Source organism: Rhodococcus sp. KB6, assembly GCF_001445685.1.
GTDB classification, from domain to species: Bacteria; Actinomycetota; Actinomycetes; order Mycobacteriales; family Mycobacteriaceae; genus Rhodococcus_F; species Rhodococcus_F qingshengii.
Map to the genome: position 1 here is coordinate 1 of NZ_LNAK01000015.1, position 20,557 is coordinate 20,557.

16 protein-coding genes and 1 riboswitch are annotated in these 20,557 nt (G+C 62.0%); of the genes, 8 read left to right on the top strand and 8 right to left on the bottom strand.

Features of this window, described 5'->3' with window-relative positions:
* On the bottom strand, nt 1-3,167 hold a 3,167-nt coding region (locus tag ASU23_RS02890; RefSeq protein WP_253741164.1), incomplete at its 3' end, for a DEAD/DEAH box helicase.
* Between the two features lie 111 nt (nt 3,168-3,278).
* On the opposite strand from ASU23_RS02890, the gene ASU23_RS02895 reads away from it, so the two are divergent.
* Nucleotides 3,279-4,406: an alpha/beta hydrolase family protein gene (locus tag ASU23_RS02895; RefSeq protein ID WP_058037182.1), complete on the top strand. Its 1,128-nt coding sequence runs from the start codon at nt 3,279-3,281 to the stop codon at nt 4,404-4,406.
* A gap of 52 nt (nt 4,407-4,458) precedes the next feature.
* Here ASU23_RS02895 and ASU23_RS02900 read toward each other — a convergent pair whose 3' ends face one another.
* A complete protein-coding gene (locus tag ASU23_RS02900) occupies nt 4,459-4,818 on the bottom strand; it encodes an excalibur calcium-binding domain-containing protein (RefSeq protein WP_058037183.1) in 360 nt (119 codons plus the stop codon).
* 172 nt (nt 4,819-4,990) lie between these two features.
* Entirely contained in the window at nt 4,991-6,364 is a 1,374-nt protein-coding gene (locus tag ASU23_RS02905) for a dicarboxylate/amino acid:cation symporter (protein WP_058037184.1), read from the bottom strand.
* 339 nt (nt 6,365-6,703) lie between these two features.
* Here ASU23_RS02905 and ASU23_RS02910 point away from each other — a divergent pair, with 339 nt between their 5' ends.
* The 3 genes from ASU23_RS02910 to ASU23_RS02920 all read left to right on the top strand — a co-directional run bounded on the left by ASU23_RS02910 (nt 6,704) and on the right by ASU23_RS02920 (nt 10,518).
* The gene (locus tag ASU23_RS02910; RefSeq protein WP_003940661.1) at nt 6,704-7,609 is read left to right on the top strand and encodes a phosphodiesterase; all 906 of its coding nucleotides are present in this window, start codon (nt 6,704-6,706) and stop codon (nt 7,607-7,609) included.
* A 78-nt stretch (nt 7,610-7,687) separates the two neighbouring features.
* A riboswitch (SAM riboswitch) is annotated at nt 7,688-7,801 on the top strand.
* Nucleotides 7,784-9,130, top strand: coding sequence for an LLM class flavin-dependent oxidoreductase (locus ASU23_RS02915; RefSeq protein ID WP_058037185.1), 1,347 nt, complete (start codon nt 7,784-7,786; stop codon nt 9,128-9,130). It overlaps the preceding riboswitch by 18 nt.
* Nucleotides 9,131-9,150: 20 nt before the next feature.
* Nucleotides 9,151-10,518 carry an NtaA/DmoA family FMN-dependent monooxygenase gene (locus tag ASU23_RS02920; protein WP_007729254.1) on the top strand — a complete coding sequence of 456 codons (1,368 nt, stop codon included), beginning with the start codon at nt 9,151-9,153 and terminating at the stop codon, nt 10,516-10,518.
* A 51-nt stretch (nt 10,519-10,569) separates the two neighbouring features.
* Here ASU23_RS02920 and ASU23_RS02925 read toward each other — a convergent pair whose 3' ends face one another.
* Complete coding sequence (locus ASU23_RS02925) at nt 10,570-12,063, bottom strand: stealth family protein (protein ID WP_020970156.1); 1,494 nt, start codon at nt 12,061-12,063, stop codon at nt 10,570-10,572.
* A 280-nt stretch (nt 12,064-12,343) separates the two neighbouring features.
* On the opposite strand from ASU23_RS02925, the gene ASU23_RS02930 reads away from it, so the two are divergent.
* Complete coding sequence (locus ASU23_RS02930) at nt 12,344-12,577, top strand: hypothetical protein (RefSeq protein ID WP_007729258.1); 234 nt, start codon at nt 12,344-12,346, stop codon at nt 12,575-12,577.
* Nucleotides 12,578-12,580: 3 nt separating this feature from the next.
* On the opposite strand, the gene ASU23_RS02935 is transcribed toward ASU23_RS02930, so the two are convergent.
* On the bottom strand, nt 12,581-13,129 hold the full coding sequence (locus tag ASU23_RS02935) for a nuclear transport factor 2 family protein (protein WP_253741166.1): 549 nt from the start codon (nt 13,127-13,129) through the stop codon (nt 12,581-12,583).
* Between the two features lie 111 nt (nt 13,130-13,240).
* Between ASU23_RS02935 and ASU23_RS02940 the strand changes: the two genes are divergently transcribed.
* Entirely contained in the window at nt 13,241-14,215 is a 975-nt protein-coding gene (locus ASU23_RS02940; RefSeq protein WP_003940665.1) for a TauD/TfdA family dioxygenase, read from the top strand.
* Here the strand turns inward: ASU23_RS02940 and ASU23_RS02945 are convergent, their stop codons facing one another.
* Complete coding sequence (locus ASU23_RS02945) at nt 14,216-15,058, bottom strand: hypothetical protein (RefSeq protein WP_058037186.1); 843 nt, start codon at nt 15,056-15,058, stop codon at nt 14,216-14,218.
* A gap of 31 nt (nt 15,059-15,089) precedes the next feature.
* Nucleotides 15,090-16,883, bottom strand: a complete 1,794-nt coding sequence (locus ASU23_RS02950) for an alanine racemase (RefSeq protein WP_058037187.1) — start codon at nt 16,881-16,883, stop codon at nt 15,090-15,092.
* A gap of 160 nt (nt 16,884-17,043) precedes the next feature.
* Between ASU23_RS02950 and ASU23_RS02955 the strand changes: the two genes are divergently transcribed.
* A complete protein-coding gene (locus ASU23_RS02955; RefSeq protein ID WP_007729264.1) occupies nt 17,044-18,489 on the top strand; it encodes an amino acid permease in 1,446 nt (481 codons plus the stop codon).
* Nucleotides 18,486-19,406 carry a universal stress protein gene (locus ASU23_RS02960; protein ID WP_020908397.1) on the top strand — a complete coding sequence of 307 codons (921 nt, stop codon included), beginning with the start codon at nt 18,486-18,488 and terminating at the stop codon, nt 19,404-19,406. The genes ASU23_RS02955 and ASU23_RS02960 overlap by 4 nt, the downstream gene beginning before the upstream one ends.
* Nucleotides 19,407-19,448: 42 nt before the next feature.
* Here ASU23_RS02960 and ASU23_RS02965 read toward each other — a convergent pair whose 3' ends face one another.
* Nucleotides 19,449-20,450, bottom strand: coding sequence for an MBL fold metallo-hydrolase (locus ASU23_RS02965; RefSeq protein WP_058037188.1), 1,002 nt, complete (start codon nt 20,448-20,450; stop codon nt 19,449-19,451).
* Nucleotides 20,451-20,557: the final 107 nt, after the last annotated feature.

Consider the following 20,557-nt stretch of genomic DNA (forward strand, 5'->3'; position numbering starts at 1 on the left):
ACCGGCCTTCTCCTCCGGCGAATACCGCCGCATCGTCGGCCTCCCTGACACCCGTTCATTCGGCATGCTTCCATCCTCGTTTCCAAGGCCAGAAGTCTCCACCGAACCCAGGGCGATTCAATGAGGCGGTAGACCATGACGTTTCGTGTCTGCCCGATGCGGTGAGTACGGTCGACCGCTTGTGCCTCGGCGGCCGGGTTCCACCAGGGGTCGAGAATGAAGCAGTAGTCGGCCTCGGTGAGATTGAGGCCGAAACCACCAGCCTTGAGGCTGATCAGGAAGACGGGGACTGCACCAGACTTGAACTCCTCCAACACTTCACCTCGATTGCGCGTCGAACCGTCGAGATAGCTGTACGTAATCTTTTCCGCGTCGAGTCGGTTGCGGACAGAACCGAGGAACCCGGTGAATTGGCTGAAGATCAACGCACGGTGTCCGCCCGCAATGACGTCGTCCAGTTGCTCGACGAGAGCGTCGACCTTGGCCGATGGGACGGGTCCGCTTTCCTCGTCGACCAGCGAGACGTCGAGACTGAGTTGGCGTAGTAGCGTCAGCGATTGCAGGATCGTGAACCGATTCTTGTCGACGTCGTCGAGCAGTCCGAGAATCTTCTGCCGTTCGCGTTGCAGGTGGGTGTCGTAGATCGCGCGATGGCTCGGATGCAACTCGATCTCGAGTACCTGCTCCTGCTTGGGCGGCAGGTCCGCAGCCACCTGTTCCTTGGTGCGCCGCACCATCAGCGGTTTGACGCGTCGTCGCAGTTGCGCCAATCGTTCTGCATCACCGTCTTTTTCGATGGGAGTGCGGTAGAAATCGGTGAAGGTGGTGGGGCTGGGAAACAGTCCTGGTGCAGTGATCGCGAGCAGCGACCACAACTCCAGAAGATTGTTCTCCATGGGTGTTCCGGTGATCGCGAGTTTGAACGGTGCGTTCACCGCCCTCGCACACTGGTGGACCTTGGACTTGTGGTTCTTGGCGAATTGGGCTTCGTCGAGTACCAGTCCGGACCAGCGGCCCGCGGAATATGCATCGGTGTCGAGGCGGAAGAGGGCGTACGACGTCACGACGATGTCCGCCCCGTCGACGAGTGCGGCCAGATCGGTTTTTCTGCGGCGCAGCGTGTCCGTGATGACAGCGGTGTGGAGGGTCGGTGCGAACTTCGCCACTTCGGACTTCCAGTTGGAGACCACGCTGGTGGGTGCGACGATCAGAAAGGGAGGCGCGGCTGGATTCGACTGCCTTGCAGCGCAGATCATTGCGAGGGTCTGCAGTGTCTTGCCCAGGCCCATGTCGTCGGCGAGTATGCCGCCCAGGCTGTGCTGGCGCAGGAAATTGAGCCAACGGAATCCGTCGACCTGATAGGGACGTAGCGTTGCCGTCAACGTGTCCGGGACTTCGACGGGATCGATGCCCGAACTGCCGAGCAATCCTGCGATCTGCTTCTTCCAAGCTGCTGCTTGATGTTCGACCCTTCCGAGCGCCGTCAATTCTTCCCACAGTCCGGCCTGAAATTTGCTGATCCCGAGTTTGCCGGTAGGCCGATCGAGTAGCGACCGCGCTTCGGTGATGAGACGGTGCAGGCCGAGTAGTTCAGGTGCGTCGAGCCGAAAGAAGGCGCCGTCCGGTAGCAGTATGTGAGTCTCGCCCTTGCTCAGAGCAGAGAACAGTGTTGTGAACGGAACGCTTTGTCCCGCAACATCGACGGTGACATCGAGGTCGAACCAGTCGGATCCGCTGTCCCCGTCGGGGGCTGATGTGCTGAGGCCGATCACGACAGCGTCGTCTGCAGGCCGGTAGTCGGCGGGGGTTCCTGCAACCGTGAGGTCGATGGCGTCGTGCGCTTCGAGTTGGGGCAGGAGGTCGAGTGTGAACTGCATGGAATCGAGGCCGGTCAAAGTTCCCGCGAGAGTGGCCTTCGCCGCGGCCGCGCCGAGGCTGTTGGTGATGGCATCTTCGGCAGCGTGATTGCGGACCTCGGACTCGTCGGTGGTTGTGTCCGCGGTAGAAATGATCAGTTCGTCGGCATCGACGGTGTACTTCCATGCCGACTCGATGTCGATGCGGTGGTCGCCTTCGTAAGTGGCCATCAGTTGTAGCCGAGGACCGGACACAGTCGGTGGGTTGTAAGCACCGTCGGAAGATAGGACGGGAGCGAGGCTTCCGAGTTTGAACACGAACCGCGAAGTGAACGCATCTCGATGCTCGGCGGGTATGTCGACTGACTTTCCGGAGTCGATCAACTGCCTCAATTGGTGGGTGACCGGCGTGTGCAGCGGTGCGAGCGTGATCGCGTTGGCGGCGTCGAGCGCGAAGACACCATGTGCCGGCGTACCGACAAGTCCCCAGTCGGAATGGGTGATGATGTGCCCATCGGTCTGAATTCGGGGAGTGAGACGGAGGTTGTCGTCTTCTGCTCCGTGGACGTCGAGGCAGATGTTGGTGTCGTCGAGTAGGGAGATGTTGCCGAGGCCGGCCTTCGAGTGAACGAGTGAAACGCCGACGCTGATCGCCTCATCAAGAAGCGACCAGAGTTGCGGGCTCGGAAACCCGGCAAGATCGATCTCCGCTGCATTCTGATTTCGGTAATGGTTGCCGGCGCTGTGGAGGAGATGAATGTCGCGTAGAACCCGGATGTGGTCGGCAGGGAACTGAAAAGTGCTTCCGAGTTTGTTCCAGGCGAGTCCGCCGGAGATCCACCCTCTCGCTCCTGGTTGCACTGGTTTGACGAGGAGCCGTGTCGATGCGCCTTTGGTTCGCGCGATGAATTGAATGCCGAGTCCGGGAGTTGTGCGGCCGTCGGGGTCTGGTCGGAGCAACTCCTCGAGCGCGCGGTCCCACCCGAGTTGTCGTGGCGTCGTGTTCGCCTCGGCCACCGCTGCGAGTACCAACGCGACCACGTGTTTGCAGTTCATCCGCACGGGACACGTGCAGATGCCACGCGTGAATGTGGCAGCACCGGCCACGCTGTGACTTATCGAGATTGTGCAGGCGTACGGCTCCTGCGCGGTCCCCGCCACGGCCCCGGTCAAGGTATCCGGGGTGCCGTTCCAACTGATGGACACGACCGCATTCTGCCGCAGGTAGGTAAGTCCGCGGTCGTAGGTTGTCGTGCCGACGACAGCGCGAACTCGGTCGAGGTCGAGGGCCTTGACTGAGTCCTGTTGCACGGGGCCAGCCTAGTGGCGGCGTCCGACAGATCTTGTCGTGGTCGTTTGTCCAAGAAAGTCCGAACTGCACGGTATGTTCACGGAAACATCTTTGACTGGTTTGGGAGTTTCATGAGGACTGAGCGGCGTGCGTGGATTCGATCTGCGCGCACAGGTGCGGTGTGTTTGGCCGTCTGTGCACTTTCTTTGCAATTGGGCGGACTGTCGACGGCAGCGCCGAGTTCCGGAAGCTCGGGTAGTTCGGGAAGCTCGGGAAGTCTGGGCAGCGTCGAGGGAAGCGTGAGCTCGGGGTCGACGATCCCGGGACCACTTCAGGAGGATCCGGGCCCCAAACCGGACCTGCGCGACGACATCGTCGTCCCGGCCATCGTCGGCGAGAAGGTGACCGCACCACAGGCGGTCAGGCTGACGGTGGCGTCGCCTGCACTTCGACGCGAGGTCGGCGTCGAGATTTTGCTACCCGCTGACAATTCGGTTCCGCGCCCAGCGCTGTACATGCTCGAGGGTGTCGACGCCGGAGAGAAAAGCAGCGGATGGATGACGATCGGCGGCGCCCCGGCGTTCTTCGCCGACAAGAACGTCAACGTCGTGATGCTCAATGGCGGAATCGCGAGCCTGTACTCGGACTGGGAGAATCCGGATCCGCGGCTGGGACTGCACAAGTGGGAAACCTTCATCACCGAGGAGTTGCCACCGCTGATCGACGCGCGACTCGAGACCAACGGAATCAACGCGATTGCCGGCAATTCCATGGGCGCGATGGGTGCAATGATGCTCGCCCAACGCTTTCCGGACATGTATCGCGGCGTTGCCGTGTTCAGCGGCTGTTATTCCACGATGGATCCGCTCGGCCGAACTGCCGTCCAGGCCACGATTTCTTCTCGAAGCGGAGATCCGGCCAACATCTGGGGTGTGCCAGGGGGCCCGGAGTGGGAGGCACACGATTCGTTGATCAACGCAGAGAAGTTGCGTGGCAAGGAAATCTACGTGTCGACGGCCAATGGTCGTCCCGGATCCGACGAGACTCTGCAGACTCCGGAACTACTCGAGCGTCTGGTGATCGGCGGCGGCATCGAGGTTGCTGCGCACGCCTGTACCAAGATGTTCGACGCGCGGTTGCAGGAGCTGAAGATTCCGGCGCAGGTGGATTACGAGCCGAACGGCACACATGCGTGGACATATTGGCGTGAACGACTACCCAAGGCGTGGCCGACTTTGTCCCGGGCGTTGGGCGTCTGACGGTTCGACAACAGTGCTCGGGTTGTGGATGCACCACAACCCGAGCGTTGGATCACTCGCAGGCGATGCCGTCGTTGTCGCGGTCGAGATGCGGGGCGTATCCGTTCTGGCCCCGGTACAACGGAGCTGCGCCGGCATTACGAACGGCTGTGCAGTTCTGGTAGTACCGCGCTGGTGCGGGAGTGTTCTGCGGCGCCGGCTGGTTCTGGGGCGCTTGCGGAGCGGGCGGCGCCGACGGTGCGAAGACCGGGGGAAGGAACGGCTGGACTGCGTCGGCAGAGCCAGTCGGAATCATGCGTGCGATCTCGATCGGTAGGAAATCGAAAACCGTGGATGCCTGAGCGGCGGGTGCGGCAACCAGAGTGATTGCGGCGCAACCTGCGACGCTGAATGCCAGACGGCGGAGCTTCATGTGACCTCGTGTTCAACTGGGCAGCCCTTCCACTTCTGAGGGCTGTGCCGGCTGAGCATACTGGTCATAACGACCAAATGGTTTATTTCGGTAAGGGTGAAATCTGGGGTGAAAAGCAGCGTCCCCGCACCGTATTGCTCAGGTGCGGGGACGCTGCTGTTGTCATCGAGGGTTACGCGTCGACAAGTTCCTCGGCGAAGGGATCACCGTTGCGGGGAGCGTCGAAGCGCACCTTGTCGAGGATTCCCTCACGCTTTGCGACGATGACCGGGACCAGTGCCTGGCCGGTGACGTTGACTGCGGTACGGCCCATGTCGACGATCGGTTCGACTGCGAGGAGCAGTCCGACGCCGGCCAGGGGAAGACCAAGGGTGGAGAGTGTGAGTGTGAGCATGACTGTCGCACCGGTGGTTCCGGCCGTTGCCGCTGAGCCGATGACCGAGACGACGACGATCAACAGGTAGTCGGTGAAGGTCAGCGGAACGTCGTAGAAGCCTGCGACGAAAATCGCCGCGATCGCGGGATAGATTGCGGCGCAACCGTCCATCTTCGTGGTGGCACCGAGCGGAACGGCGAACGAGGCGTACTCACGCGGAACGCCGAGGTTGCGTTCGGTGACGCGTTCGGTCAACGGCAGGGTGCCGATCGACGAGCGCGAGACGAATCCGAGCTGAGTTGCGGGCCAGACGCCGGAGAAGAAGCTTCGAACCGAGAGGCCGTGTGCGGCAATCAGGATGGGGTAGACCACGAAGAACACGATCGCCAGACCGATGTAGATGGCGGCGGTGAAGACGCCCAGCGACCCGATCGCATCCCATCCGTAGGTGGCGACAGCGTTGGCGATCAGCGCAGCGGTGCCGATCGGGGCAAGGCGGATGATCCACCACAGGACCTTCTGGACGATCGCGAGCAGCGAAGCGTTGAACTCGAGGAACGGCGCAGCCTTGGGACCGATCTTGAGTGCAGCAATACCGATTGCACCGGCGATGACGAGCAGCTGCAGGACGTTGAAGCTCAGCGATGTAGTCGCCACGCCTTCGGCGACGGAAGTCTTTGCACCCAACCCGAGGAAGTTGTTCGGAACCAGTCCGGTGATGAACGCCCACCACGAACCGGAACTCTTGGGTTCCTTCGCGGCTTCGGCGGCGACGTCGGTCCGTGAACCGGGATCGGTGATCAGGCCGACGATGATGCCGATGATCACAGCGATGAAAGCGGTGATCGCGAACCAGAGCAAGGTCTGCACGGCCAGGCGAGCTGCATTGGCGACCTGGCGCAGGTTGGCGATGGAGCTGACAATGGCGGTGAACACCAGCGGGATCACCGCAACGGTGAGCAGCTTGACGTAACTCGAACCGATGGTCTGTACGGTGCCGACCAACCAGTTGACGTTGCCGTCGGCCGCATCAGGCATTGCCCGGGCGACGAGACCGATGATGACACCGAGTACGAGACCGGCGACGATCTGCGGTCCGAATGCCGTCGCCCAGGACGGAAAACGGGACGTGGACTTTTCCGGCACGCCGGTGGAGGTGGAGCTGGGCATGACTATGCCTTTCGAAAATCAAGGGAGCGAAACGCAGCGCGGCACCAGAGGCCGGGCAGATTCGAAGAAATGTTTCCTGGTACGCGTCAGGTCAGAGCGAGCGCGTACACATTGCGCTCGCCTGCAGGCGAAGGTCGACGTAACGCCGACTGGTCAGGAACAACACTGTCCACACACTACTCGCAGCTTCAACTACTCGATCCCGAGGGTCGCCGCGGGAGTTCGCTTCGTGTTCGTCGGGCGTGCCCCGATCAGTCACTGTTGGTCGGTTGACTAGTCTCGACGATCAGTAGGTGCCGCACCGGCGCCTACGCGTCGGCAAGCGGAAGCGAGAGACCGATGAGCGTTCGGAATGCCGAGTACCCGCGTCCGAAGCATTTCCTGGTGCACCTCAGTGACACGCATCTGGTGGCTCAGGGGGAGTTGTACGACGCCGTGGATGCGTCGACGAGATTGCGGGAAGTGCTCAGCGGGATCGTGGCCTCGGGCGCACGCCCGGATGCACTGATATTCACCGGCGACCTGACCGACCAGGGACACCCCGACGCATACGCGGAATTGAAAGCCATCGTGGAACCCGTGGCGGCCGAGATCGATGCGCAGGTCGTCTGGGCGATGGGCAACCACGACGACCGCCCTACGTTCAGATCTCTGCTGTTGGGCGAGGACGCCACCGAACATCCCGTCGACAACGTCTACGATCTTGACGGACTGCGGGTGATCACCCTGGATTCGTCGGTTCCCGGTCACCACTACGGTGAGATCTCGGATCGTCAATTGGATTGGCTACGCGCAGAATTGGCAGTGCCGGCGCCCGACGGAACAATTCTGGCGCTGCATCATCCGCCGGTTCCGTGCATTCAGGATCTCGCGGTTCTGGTGGAGTTGCGCGATCAGTCCCGGTTGGCGGACGTCTTGCGTGGCAGCGACGTCCGGGCGATTCTTGCTGGGCATCTGCACTATTCGACGACGGCGACGTTCGCCGGCATTCCGGTTTCCGTGGCGTCGTCGACGTGTTACACCCAGGACTTGAACGTGGAAGTCGGTGGTCAGCGTGGTCGTGACGGTGCTCAGGGGTGCAATCTGGTGCACGTGTACGACGAGACAATTGTTCATTCGGTCGTTCCACTCGGTGCGCACGTGACGGTCGGTGAGCCCGTCGATGCGGCCGAGGGTGCCCGGAGACTCAGTGCTGCCGGCATTCGAATCCTCGAGAGCGAAAAGGCGGCACGCTCGATCATCTGAGGTGGCAGGCGGTTTCCGGCACCCACGCGCAGTTCCGGGTGATTGCCGGGCGGTCGCGTACTCACTACCGTCGAGGTAGGTGCAGAGCTCCAGCAACAAGGACCGGCTAGCTGGACGGCAACCCTTCATGCCGATGGGGTGCCCCGGAATCACACCTGGCGATACGCGCGGTGCGTGTCGCAAGCGGCAGTCGCCACGAGAACCGTCAGTCGGGTGCTGACGGTTTCTGCGGTCGGCACTGTGCGCTCCCGAGTAGTTCTCGAACAGGAGTATGCGCCGATGACCTCCACCCCTTCTTCTCATCTTGCTCCGTTGCATCTCGCCGTAGCGCTGGACGGTGCCGGTTGGCACCCAGCGGCCTGGCGAGAGCCGCACTCGCGCCCGAGTGAGCTGTTCAGCGCGTCGTATTGGACTGACGTGGTGACGATCGCCGAGCGTGGTCTGCTCGATTTCGTCACCATCGAGGACAGTCTCTCGGTGCCGGCCAACCCACTCGAGCCTGTCGACGACGCGGTTGACCGGGTGCGCGCTCGGCTCGACGCACATCTCGTGGCCGCCCGACTGGCACCGATCACGAGCAACATCGGGTTGATCCCGACCATCACCACCATTCACACCGAACCGTTCCACGTGTCCAAAGCCGTTGCCACGCTGGACTACACCTCGCGCGGTCGCGCCGGGTGGCAGGTGAAGGTGTCGGCGTCGGAATCCGAGGCAGCACAGTTCGGGCGCCGCGACATCCCAGCGCTCACCGATGCCGACCGTCAGTCGATCGTTTCAGGCGTCCTCCCGGACTTCGTGCGCGCGCTGTTCGACGAAGCTGCGGAGGCAGCCGACGTCGTCCGGAGACTCTGGGACAGTTGGGAGGACGACGCCGAGATCCGTGATGTGGAGCAGCGCCGATTCATCGACCGGGACAAGCTGCACTACATCGACTTCGAGGGAAAGTACCTCTCGGTCCGTGGACCGTCGGTGACTCCGCGCCCGCCGCAGGGGCATCCCGTCGTCACCGCATTGGCACATCAGCGGGTCGCGTACGAGCTGGCGGCGCGGACGGCCGATCTGGTGTTCGTGACGCCGTTCGACGACGAGCAGGTCACGGCAATCCTGGGTGAAGTGCGAGCAGCCGAAGAAAACGTGCAGCGCACCGGCGAACCGCTTCGGGTCTTCACCGACATCGTCGTATTCTTCGATGCTCCGGAAGAAACCGGAAAGGAACGGCTCGCTCGCCTCGACGCGCAGGCCGGCGCCGAATACCGTTCGGACGCGCTGACCTTCACCGGCACCGCGGCTGAGTTGGCAGATCTTCTGCTCCGGTGGCAGCAGTTGGGAATCGACGGCTTCCGGTTGCGGCCGGGCGTCGTCGTGGACGACCTCGACGCGATCGCAGGTGAGCTGGTACCTGAATTGCAGCGACGCAACGTATTCCGCACCGAGTATCCGCAGACGAATCTTCGCGGACTGCTTGGCCTACCCATCGACGTTCCCAACCGCTACGCCGCCGGTACTCCGGCCGCCTGACAGACGAGGAATACATTTTCATGAGTTCTCAGAAGCGTAAGCAGGTCATCCTGGGTGCCTACCTCGGCGGCGTCAACCATCACACTGCATGGTGGGATCCGCAGGCGGGCAGCCAGATCGAGTTCGATTCCTTCGAACACACCGCTCGAACCGCCGAGCGTGGGAAGTTCGACTTCTTCTTCCTCGCCGAAGGCCTTGCCCTTCGTGAGCGTGCAGGACAGATTTTCGATCAGGACATCATCGGTAGGCCGGACACCTTCACGGTCCTTGCATCGTTGGCGGCGGTAACCGAACACCTCGGATTGGCCGGCACTATCAATGCCACGTTCAACGAGCCGTATGAACTGGCCCGCCAATTCGCGACGCTCGATCAGTTGTCCGGAGGACGTGCCGCCTGGAACGTCGTCACCTCGTTCGACGCATTCACCGGCCAGAACTTTCGCCGCGGCGGATACCTCGACCGCGCGCAACGATACGAGCGTGCGGAGGAGACCGTAGCGCTGGTGCGTGAACTCTGGGATTCGTGGCGAAGCGACGACATCGTGGCCGACAAGGCATCAGGGCGCTTTCTCGCGCGACCGGATGCCGGTGAATTCGCTTTTCATGGATCGCATTTCGACGTGAACGGCCGATTCACAGTGCCGCGTAGCCCGCAAGGGCGCCCGGTTATTCTGCAGGCCGGGGTGTCGCCGCAGGGGCGCGATTTTGCTGCCGGCAATGCCGACGCGATCTTCTCACCGTACGGTCAGTTGCCCGAGGCGGCCGATTTCTATCGCGATATCAAAGCACGTGCCGTTGCGGCCGGACGTGACCCGGGTGACATCAAGATCCTGCCGTCGGCGAGTTTTGTTCTCGGCACCTCGGAGGCAGATGCGATCGAGAAGTACCGAGAGATTCGCGACCAGCAGGTCACCGGCCAGACCGCTTTGGTTCTGCTCGAACAGATCTGGAATCTCGATCTGTCGAAGTACGACCCCGAAGGACCACTACCCGATATCGCTCCGGATCCCGAGGCTCCGCCGATCATCCAGGGCCGCGCCTTCATTCACCAAGATCGTTTCGCGACCGTCGCAAAACTGCGCGCGGTAGCGGAGAGCAAGAAGTTGAATCTGCGCGAAGTGGTGATCGATCAGTTCGAGCGTGGACCGATCGTCGGTACACCGCAGCAGGTTGCCGAGAAAATAGATTCGTTTGTCAGCAACGACGGTTCGGATGGGTTCATCCTCGGGTCGCACCTTGTGCCGACCGGCCTCGACGAGTTCGTCGACGACGTGGTGCCGCTGCTGCAGGATCGAGGTGTTCTCCGCAGTGACTACGAAGGAACGACGTTGCGTGACAATCTCGGTCTGCCCATTCCGGTGCAACGGGAGCATGTGACAGCACGCTGATCGACCGAAGTAGCAAGGGCCCAGCCGAAATCGGCTGGGCCCTTGTTTCGTCTAGGCTTCCCAGGGCGCCGGGATGGGGTAGTAGCTCTCCAGGAACTCAGTGATCTTGCGTGTCCGAAGTTCCAGATCGATCTCCGGAGCGCTGCCGTCGTTGAGGCAGAAGAAGTCCATGGAGCGCTTGGCGAGCAGTGAGTCCATGTCGCGCAAACCCGCCTTGACCGTCGTGTCGACGTATTTGACGGCGGCGGACTTCTGCACCACCGACCGTCCACTCATGAGCGTGTAGTAGTGGTACAGCGAATTGGTCACCGAGATATTGGAACTCGCGCGGAAGGTGCTTGCTGCAGTGGCCGCGAAGTCTTCGGCGAACTCGCGTTCCATCTCGGCCATCACGCTCTTGCGTAGTGGCGTCGCTGCGTGCTCCAGATGTCTGGTGGTCATCAGACCGAAGCGGTCCTGCAGCAGACGGCGGTTGACGCGGGCCGCATTCTCGAACCCGCTGCGGTCGTTGTCGTTGTGTCCCAATCCGATTCTGGTGTCGGCCTCGATGAACATGCTGATCCCACCGGGGGAGAAGAACATGTCAGGGCCGACGGGGCGACCGAAGAACATGTCGTCATTGGAGTAGAGGAAATGCTCTGCCAGACCCGGAATATGGTGCAGCTGGCACTCGACAGCTTGAGAATTGTGGGTGGGCAACACACTTGGATCGGCGAAGAACTTTTCGCTGGGCATGAACGTGACTCGCGGATCGTCGGCAAGCCAGTCCGGACGATCGGAATCGGTTGCGACGAAGATCCGCCGGATCCACGGCGCGTACATGTGGATAGATCGAAGCGCGTATTTGAGCTCGTCGATCTGACGGAAGCGCGCTTCTGATTCGTCGCCCTCTCCGACGATGTAGTTCTGCATGCGCTTGGCGCGCTGAGCCTGAAACTCCTTGGAAGAGCCGTCGACCCAGGAAAAGACCAGATCGATATCGAAGCTGATATCGGAGGCATGATCGGCGAACATGTTCTCGATAGTCGGCCAGATCCGGCCGAATCGCTCGACGGTTCCTCGGACAGCTTCTTCGGGGAGGACGGTTCGTCGTGTCAGTGAGTTCTCGACGGGTAGGACGATTTCTTCGTCGGAAATCGACCACAATTCGATTTGAACGCCGATGTTCGCGCCGTAGTTCATGCCGCTTGCGACGTGAACCCGCGGACGGAACAAGCGGAAGATCCGTGACTTGTTGGTTTTCGACAGGGCACCGTCCGCGACAAGGAGCGCGGGGCTCTTCTTCGCGTCGACGGTTTTGGAATAGAAGGGTGCGTTTGCGCATCCCTCGACAAGTGCCTGCCGCAGGTTTTTGCGCTCGGTCCAGCTCACCGCGATCACGGGGCGCTCGTCGTTTCCGCGGACGAGTAGATACTCGATTCCTGCGGCGTCGAGGATGTCGCGGATGAAGAGGAGATCTTCGACCATCGCTTCGAGCGGCGTGGTGGTCGTGATCGCGAGGGCAAAACGATTCTTGAATCGGACAGTCTCGGGTAGCTCGCCCATCCGTGCGCGTGACGCGGCCGACGCCGGTTCCACGGGATTGGGGCTGTCCTGCTCCGGGGGTACGAAGTAGATGTCGTGCGGAGCGGGAGATTCTGTAATGGGATGCCTTCCGATTCTGATCCAGCTGTGTATCTGTCGCCCCCGACGCTGCGAGAGCGTGGTGGCGACGAGCTCAGTCTATGCCGTCGGCGCCGAAAGTCGGACATGAGTGACGGGGATGGGTAGCGCGGGGCGAGTCGGGTACCCCGAGGACCGAAGCGAGAGTGAAGGAGGAGAACCGATGCGTGTGAAAGCGATGGTCGGAACAGGCGCGATGGCGGTTGCGCTGGCCGCCGGCCCAGTTGCGACAGCGTCTGCGGAGCGAACCGAGGCAGCGGGGTCGGAGGGTTCACCGGAGATGCTGACCTGCGAGGTTGTCTTCGATGCACTCGAAGATATGAGCCCGGAATGGACGGAAGAGGGGATCGATCAGGTCGAAGACTGGTGTGAGGCGATCACCGGCGAAGAAGACTGAGCGTCAGCCGCGCGAAATCACCCGTCGCGAGAGTCGCCACCGCCCGTCTTCGAGTTCGAACTCGTCCGCGTAGCTCCCGACGCCGCTGAGTTCGGGCGACGTGGCTGTGTCGACGTAGAACGTCCACACCGCATCCGCGCGGGCTGTCGTTTCCGAGGTCACGTCCACGGCGATCGCCGTGGTGACGTGGCGTGTGAATGTGCCCGGGCCTTGTATGCCGGCGGCTCGACGCTCGATTACTCCAGCAGCAATTTCTTCGCGGCCACGTCGTACCTGTGCGGGGATACCGCGATCGGGGTTGGCCGGCATGTTCCATTCGGCCTCGCGGGTGAACTGCTCCACGTAATCCTCGACCGAGCCGGTATCGGCAAGATGCGCGATGCGAGCGAGCGTTGAACGAATCTGTTCGGCAGGGCCCTCGGGTTGCATGCTGTCCTCCGTAGACGTGGGTGCGGCAGATCGCAGGCTACAGCTCATGACGACAACGACGACGGCCTCGTCCCAGTGAGCGGCAATATTCTCCGGCGAGGGAGCGGCGAACTTTGAGATCACCTCGAGTTCAACCGTATTCGAGCCCGCAGCGTAAATGATTGAGTGTTCACAGTAGGCAGCGCCATGACGACTGCCGCGCCCGTAGGCTTGACCGACTCACAGGAGATCGCCATGTCCGTCACCGAACTCGAACGTGTCACCCAGACCCCGGAGCAGATCTACGCTGCCGGCGGAATCACTGTCCACAAGGTCGGTGAGCTGATCGGCGCCCGCATCGACGGCGTACACCTCTCGGGGGATCTGTCCGAAGAGACCGCCTACGCGATCAACTATGCGCTGGCAGCGCACAAGGTTGTGTTCTTCCGTGGGCAGCATCATCTCGACGACACGTCGCAGTACGAATTCGCCGGAACCCTCGGCACCCAGACCACCCCGCATCCGACGGTGAAGTCCAGGGGCGACAAGCTGTTGGTGCTCGACCGAGCCGCCAACAGTTGGCACACGGACGTGACGTTTGTCGACCGCATCCCGAAAGCCTCGATTCTGCGAGCGACGACCATTCCCGAGTACGGCGGAGCGACCACGTGGGCGTCGACCACCGCCGCGTACGACCAACTGCCGTCTTCACTCAAGGTCTTGGTCGAGAATTTGCGGGCCGTTCACACCAATGCCTACGACTATGCCGAGGTTGTCGATCAGGCGAACCCGGTAGACGCGCAGCGCCAGGCCTACTACGCCGAATTCACCCGTGAGATCTACGAGACCGAACATCCGGTGGTGCGTATCCATCCGGCGACGGGGGAGAAGACCCTCCTGCTCGGTCACTTCTTCAAGGAGTTCGTCGGGCTCAAGCCGTCGGAGTCGGTAGCTCTTTACCAGATCCTGCAGGCACGAATCATCAAGTTGGAAAACACTGTTCGATGGAACTGGTCGGCCGGCGACCTGGCGATCTGGGACAACCAGGCGACTCAGCATTACGGTATCGCCGACTACGGGACTCAGGCGCGCAGTGTGCACCGAGTGACATTGGCCGGCGACGTCCCCGTCGACGTCCACGGCGAGCAGAGTCGAATCCTCCAGGGTGACGCCGCGGAGTATTCGATCATCGCGGACATCGATCGGCTTCCCGGCTTCGCCGCGAACTGATCAGTCGTGCTGCGGGTGATCCGGCGGGAACATCTGTCCCCATGAGTGACTGCACGCTCGGCACGTCCATTCCGGGGTGTCCGGGCCCACGACACAGCCCGTTCCGGCGAGCCACGGTAGGTGATCGAACGGATGGACCGGCATCCCCGGGGCACACTGAGCGGTTCTGTGTGCACCGCACTGCGGGCACCGTGGATTCTTCGACAGCATGTAGTCGATGAAGTTGGTGTGCCCGGACGTGGCCATCCTTCCGGTGCATTTGCGGCACAGGACGGCTGGGTAGTCGTCACCAGGTTCAGCCTGCCTGAAGATCCGTGATGCGGAATGAAAGTGAAGGCGATCACCGCTGTTGAACTTTCGCAACGGCAGCGGTGAGCGGCAACCTGTGCAGGTCCCCCGCTCGTTCATCAACGTTCGGGCGTGGGCAGCTGTGGACGTCGGATCCAGCGTGTCGATGTCGCCGAAGTAGTGCGCATAGTGTGACTGGCCGGCCGTGAGAATCCGGTCGGCCAGTGCGTCGTCGACCGGCCCTGGATCCGTGGGAAACGTGATGGACCATCGTTGTTCGAGTTCGGGAACGGTGGGCAAACCGTGGAGTTCGTACGGGCGTTCATCGACTTCCATCGGCGACGTGCCGTCGAAGGGCGCAGCCGCGGTCTCGATGCAGAGCAGCGCGCGAGGAGTGGTGTCGAGAACAGTGATCAACAGGTCGCCGATGGCCATCTTTCCGCGCATGATCCAGGGATCGACACGGGCACGGGGTTCGAGAAACGCGACCACGGCATCGAGCCACGGCGTGCCGAGTGCGATGAATACGTGCTGACCGGAGCTCCGCGTGATCATCGAACAATTCTCGCAAGGGCTGCCGACAACGTCAGGCTTTGACCACCTTGCGCCCGAGCAGCGATGCAACCAGTCCGTCGACGAAGGTCGCTTGCCGTCCGAGGGGATCGGAATCCGCTGCCGCGACGCTGCCGATCGAAATCGATCTCGTCAGGCCGGTCTCGCTGATGAATTCGGCGGCGAGGTGGGCCTCTCGGAACGTGAGGCCGCCCAGATGCGTCGTGTCGTCGACTCCGAGAACACGTCCGTCGATGATGTCCATGTCGAAGTGGACGTGGACGCCGTTCACACCCTGTCCCGCCGCGGCGAGAACGCGAGGCATCAAGGCCGCCATGCCATGGCGATCGATCTCGTCGATCGTCACCAGCAATACCCCGTACTCGTCGAGTGCGCGCTTGTGATCGACCGTGGCGTTCTTGACGCCCACCAAGACGGTGTTCTCCAAACTGGGGCCGTGCAGATCCGCCGCCGACGACAGCAGTTGTTCGATATCGCCGTGGGAGGCGAAAATGATTGCACCCAAATCGGTTCCGGGTTCGGTGGCAATCGGAATTCTGGTGTTCTGCCAGGCCTCGGTAGTGAGCCACAGCGGCAGCGTTGTGAGATCCGCGGCGGCGTTCTCGGCTTGAATGCAGTTGAAACCGATTCCGGACATGTCCTCACGTAGACCGTGATCGAGGAGATGGCTTGCCAGGCCGGTAGTTTCGAGGTCGATCAATTCGACGGTCGCATTGGCATCGATCGGTTCGGTGCCCAGAACGTATCGCTTTTCGACGTAGGGCGATGTCATTGCCATCAAGAGCGCGCCGTAGTCGATCGTGAAGTCGACCGTGCCACCCAGTCGGTATTCGTCACCTGTTTCTCCGGCGTCGACGAGGAGGTGATCGCTGCTGGCGCTGATCACTTTCAGGCGCGGATCTATCGGGGTCAAGCCTTCCGGCGAGATGTCTTCGCGGCCGATGGACAAGATCAGGCGTCGGCTCGACTTGTCCTCGTTGTCGAAGACGGGGCGTCGGCCGAACGCGTCTTCCCCTGAGACTCCATACGGCCGCGACGGCTTGATCTTGGCCTCGATGATGTCCGCGGTGAGAGTGAAGGCGTCGTTGTTCAGCAGTTCGTACAGTCCTGGGGGAGTCGGTGATTCGGCCAGAACGATGCTGGCACCCAAACGCAGATGGTTGATCCCCTCGGGCATCGTTCCGGTCTCGAGGAGTGGCAGAGAGAACGTATTGCCGCCGGAAACGATCGGCAGTTCGATCGAGAACCGCTTCGTGATTTCGTCGGCAATGTAGACCAGATTCGACAGGTTGTCGACGGTTGGCTGGATGCCGCCGACGCACGCGAGATTCGCGCCGATTCCGATCAGTCTGATGCCCTCGATGGGAAGGATTTCGGCGACTACATCCAACGCCTCCGCCGGCAGGATCCCTTCGCGGAGATCTCCGAGGTCGATCATCAGCACGATGTCGTGGATTACTCCTCGCGCCCGTGCTGCTCTGCCCAGAGCAACAATCGTCGTCAACTCGGAATTGAGGCTGATGTCCGCGTAGCGGATCGTGTCGTCGATCTCGTTGAGCGACGGTGCGCGGATCAGCATCAGGGGAACGGTGATGCCGTCGCGGCGAATGCGGGCCAGGTTGTCCAGGCGGGAGTCGGCGATCTGTGCGACGCCGCCGCGGACCATTGCTCGGGCCACCTTGGGGGAGCCACATGTAGATTTGCTGACGCCCGCCACCGCAATACCCTTGGCATTGGACGCTTCGACGAGGACGCGCGCATTCTGTTCGATACGACGCAGGTCGACGGTGATGGTCGGTCCGGTCATGATCTCCCCGTTTTCTCCGAAGGCGGTTCACGATCCGGGCATTCCAGACCGGACGGTTGGCGTGAGCTGGGCAACTTTGCTCCAACTGTTGTGTCGCAGGACACTTACGTGCAGTATGAGGATACAACAGTTTCCTACCAGGCACTCTAGAGGAGCGTCGATGGCTACTCTCGTCAAACACGTACTTCGGCGCAAGCCGGCTTTGCAGATAGACCAGGAGACCGGCGCAGATACCAACGGCGGCGAGCTGACCCGCAGTATCGGTTTGGCGCAGTTGTCCATGTTCGGCATCGGCGCCACGATCGGCACCGGTATCTTCTTCGTCCTCTCGCAGGCAGTCCCGGTTGCGGGTCCGGCAGTCATCATCTCCTTCGTTGTTGCCGGTGTCGTCGCGGGACTCACAGCGATTTGTTACGCGGAGTTGGCCGGAGCTGTCCCGGCGTCGGGCTCGTCGTATTCCTACGCTTACGCGACGCTCGGAGAGCTTCCGGCCATGGCCGTCGGCGCGTGTCTGCTTCTCGAGTACGGAGTCTCGGCCGCGGCGGTGTCCGTCGGATGGTCGCAATACTTGAACCAGCTGCTTGGCAACCTCTTCGGGTTCCAGATCCCCGACGCGTTGTCACAAGCGCCGGAGCAGGGCGGCATCATCAATCTGCCCGCAGTGATCCTGGTGTGCCTGTGCGGTGTTCTGCTCATTCGCGGCGCCAGTGAATCGGCCAAGGCCAACGCCATCATGGTCTCGATCAAACTCGCAATTCTGCTGCTCTTCATCGTGGTCGGCATCGCCGGATGGAACAGCAATCACTTCGCCGACTTCGCACCGTTCGGATTCAGTGGCGTCATGTCCGCCGCCGGAATCATCTTCTTCTCGTACATCGGCCTCGACGCTGTGTCCACCGCCGGCGAAGAAGTGAAGAACCCTCGTCGCAATCTCCCTCTCGCGATCCTCATTGCGCTCGTGTCCGTCACCGCGATCTACATCGCTGTTGTCGCCGTCGCGATCGGTGCACAGGATTCCGCATCGTTCGAAGGTCAGGAAGCCGGACTGTCCGCCATTCTCGAACAGGTGACCGGATCTACCTGGCCGGGAACACTTCTGGCCGCCGGTGCGGTGATCTCGATCTGCAGCGTCACGCTCGTGGTCATCTACGGTCAGACCCGGATCCTGTTCGCGATGTCACGCGACGGCATGATTCCGTCGATCTTCCACAAGGTGAACCCGCGGACTCTGACGCCGGTGCCCAACACCATCATCGTCTGCGTCGTCATCAGCATTCTGGCCGGTTTCATTCCGATCAACTTCCTCGCCGAAATGACCAGCATCGGAACTCTGGTGGCCTTCCTCGTGGTCTCGGTCGGGGTCATCATCCTGCGGCGCAGTGACCCGGACCTGCCGCGCAGCTTCAAAGTTCCCGGCTATCCGGTGACGCCGATCCTCTCGATCCTGGGCTGCCTGTGGATCATCAAGGACCTCCGAACCGTCACGATCTACGTATTCCTCGTCTGGGTGACCGTCGCGATCATCTGGTACTTCGCCTACGGTATGAAGCACTCGCGCCTCGGGGCGAAGAACCGCGCCGAACTGGGATCGGAGTCCGAGTCATGACGTTGCTCGCGGGATACGCACCCGACGGTGACAGCTCCGGAACCGTCCATCTGGCAACGCTGTTGGCGCGTTCGTCCGGTGAACCGCTGGTGATCTGCGCGGTGATTCCCTCGCCGCCACCGCCCGGGATGGCGCGTGTCGACGCCGAATACCACCAGCAATTGCGAGCCGAAGCCGAAGCGGCACTGGCGAAAGCGCGGGCAGACATGCCCTCCGACGTCGACGTAACCTATGTCGTGCATGAGGCTCAGTCGACGTCGAGTGGCCTGCTCGATCTCGTTCACGAGCACGAAGCCAAGATGATCGTCCTGGATTCGTCTACGGCCGGGGTGTTCGGTCACGTGGCTCTCGGCAGTGTCACCTCACGCTTGCTGCACAGCTCCGACGTTCCGGTCGCCCTGGCGCCGAGGGGATTTCGAACCAAGCCCGGTGAGGTGGTTCGCCGCGTCACCGCCGCCTACTCGGGCACACCAGATCAGGACGATCTGGTGCTCGCCGCCGCGACTGTGGCTGCGCGTGTCGATGCCGGACTCAGATTGGCGGCGTTTGCAGTTCGTGCGAACGCGCAGTACACGACCACACTCGGGACCGAGGGGGATTCGCCGGTCATCTCCGAGTGGGCCGAGGTGGTCGAGCGCGAGACCAACGCTGCCTTCGAGAGAGTGCGTGCACTGCCCGAAATTCCCGACGTCATGGAATCGGTTATCAGCCATGGTCGTAACTGGGCCGAGGCGCTCGAGGGCGTCGAGTGGGATCGAGGTGACGTTCTGACTGTCGGCTCGAGCAAGGCAGGTCCACTGGCCCGGGTCTTCCTCGGCAGTCGGGCGGCGAAGATCGTGCGGTACTCACCGGTTCCGGTGGTGGTGGTGCCGCGATCGGCGTCGACCCGAATAGTCGATCAGGCCGAAGCGGAATAGAGATCAGGGCCGACGAGCGGAGTGCTTGTCGGCCCTGATCTTTCAGACGGAGCGAGCGAAGAGCGCGGGCTCGGAGCCGGGAACCTGAGAGACCTGCTCTCGCGCAACCAGATGGCGAAGGTGAGCTGCGCCCTCGGACAACGCCATCGTCTTTCCCATCGGGGAGATCTCGGCCCACGGCTTGTACCACTTCATCTTTGCCGCGACGTCCCACACGGTGAGCTTGTCGTCGGCGAACTCCTGGAGCAGGTGATCGAGTCGCTCCTGGTGATGCTCGATCAGCTCGCCGGCGCGGCCACCGACGTCGTCGATCGGAATGCCGTGAGCGCCGAGACCGCGGGTGATGTTCATGTTCTGCACCCGTGCGAGCGAGTCGAGGAAATCGGCGAGGGCGTCACGCTCGTCGAGGGGGTACACGAAGTTGCCGACGTGCGGTGTGGTCTTCTGCAGGACGTGGTCGCCGGTAAACATGACGTCGGCGTCGTCGAGGTAGAAGCAGACGTGACCAGGCGTGTGGCCGGGGGTGTAGACAACGCGGAGGCCGCGCCCGGTGAGCGCGATGATCTCGTCGTCCGCGAGAAGGCGGTCGGGAGCCGACTCGGGGCCCACCGGAGACTCACCCGCGGCAGCCAGTCGGAAGGCATCACGGTCAGCTGCGGGCGCTCCGGCACGTTCCATGTTGTCGAGCTGGTACGCCATCCACTCCTCGTTACGCGCAGTGGCCATCTGATCGAACAGGTAGTGGTCGTCCTCGTGCATGGCGATCCAGGCGCCGGATGCCTCGCGGACCCGTCCGCACAGTCCGGTGTGGTCCGGATGGAAGTGCGTGACCACAACGCCCTCGATGTCGGTCACCGAATGTCCGATCTCGGCGAGCCCCGCGTTGAGGCCCTGCCAGCCGTTGTCGTCACCCCAACCAGCGTCGACCAAGATCAGTCCGCCGGGGGATTCCATGGCGTAGACGAGCGTGTGCCCGAGCGGGTTGTCCGTGATCGGGACAGGAATCTGGAATATGCCATCACCGATGGCCGCCGCACCGTTCATAACAAGTACCTCTTAACGATAAGGGAACGCACTCTTAGTACTTCATGTTTACCGTGCGCTTGATTGGTCGGTGACACAGGTCCTGCCTGGCGGGAGTTCGGCATGTT

Bases quoted from the DNA above. Each gene is read 5' to 3' on its own strand.
- ASU23_RS02895 (WP_058037182.1), top strand. From the start codon at position 3,279: ATGAGGACTGAGCGGCGTGCGTGGATTCGATCTGCGCGCACAGGTGCG.
- ASU23_RS02900 (WP_058037183.1), bottom strand. From the start codon at position 4,818: ATGAAGCTCCGCCGTCTGGCATTCAGCGTCGCAGGTTGCGCCGCAATC.
- ASU23_RS02905 (WP_058037184.1), bottom strand. From the start codon at position 6,364: ATGCCCAGCTCCACCTCCACCGGCGTGCCGGAAAAGTCCACGTCCCGT.
- ASU23_RS02910 (WP_003940661.1), top strand. From the start codon at position 6,704: ATGAGCGTTCGGAATGCCGAGTACCCGCGTCCGAAGCATTTCCTGGTG.
- ASU23_RS02920 (WP_007729254.1), top strand. From the start codon at position 9,151: ATGAGTTCTCAGAAGCGTAAGCAGGTCATCCTGGGTGCCTACCTCGGC.
- ASU23_RS02925 (WP_020970156.1), bottom strand. From the start codon at position 12,063: ATGGGCGAGCTACCCGAGACTGTCCGATTCAAGAATCGTTTTGCCCTC.
- ASU23_RS02930 (WP_007729258.1), top strand. From the start codon at position 12,344: ATGCGTGTGAAAGCGATGGTCGGAACAGGCGCGATGGCGGTTGCGCTG.
- ASU23_RS02940 (WP_003940665.1), top strand. From the start codon at position 13,241: ATGTCCGTCACCGAACTCGAACGTGTCACCCAGACCCCGGAGCAGATC.
- ASU23_RS02945 (WP_058037186.1), bottom strand. From the start codon at position 15,058: ATGATCACGCGGAGCTCCGGTCAGCACGTATTCATCGCACTCGGCACG.
- ASU23_RS02950 (WP_058037187.1), bottom strand. From the start codon at position 16,883: ATGACCGGACCGACCATCACCGTCGACCTGCGTCGTATCGAACAGAAT.
- ASU23_RS02955 (WP_007729264.1), top strand. From the start codon at position 17,044: ATGGCTACTCTCGTCAAACACGTACTTCGGCGCAAGCCGGCTTTGCAG.
- ASU23_RS02960 (WP_020908397.1), top strand. From the start codon at position 18,486: ATGACGTTGCTCGCGGGATACGCACCCGACGGTGACAGCTCCGGAACC.
- ASU23_RS02965 (WP_058037188.1), bottom strand. From the start codon at position 20,450: ATGAACGGTGCGGCGGCCATCGGTGATGGCATATTCCAGATTCCTGTC.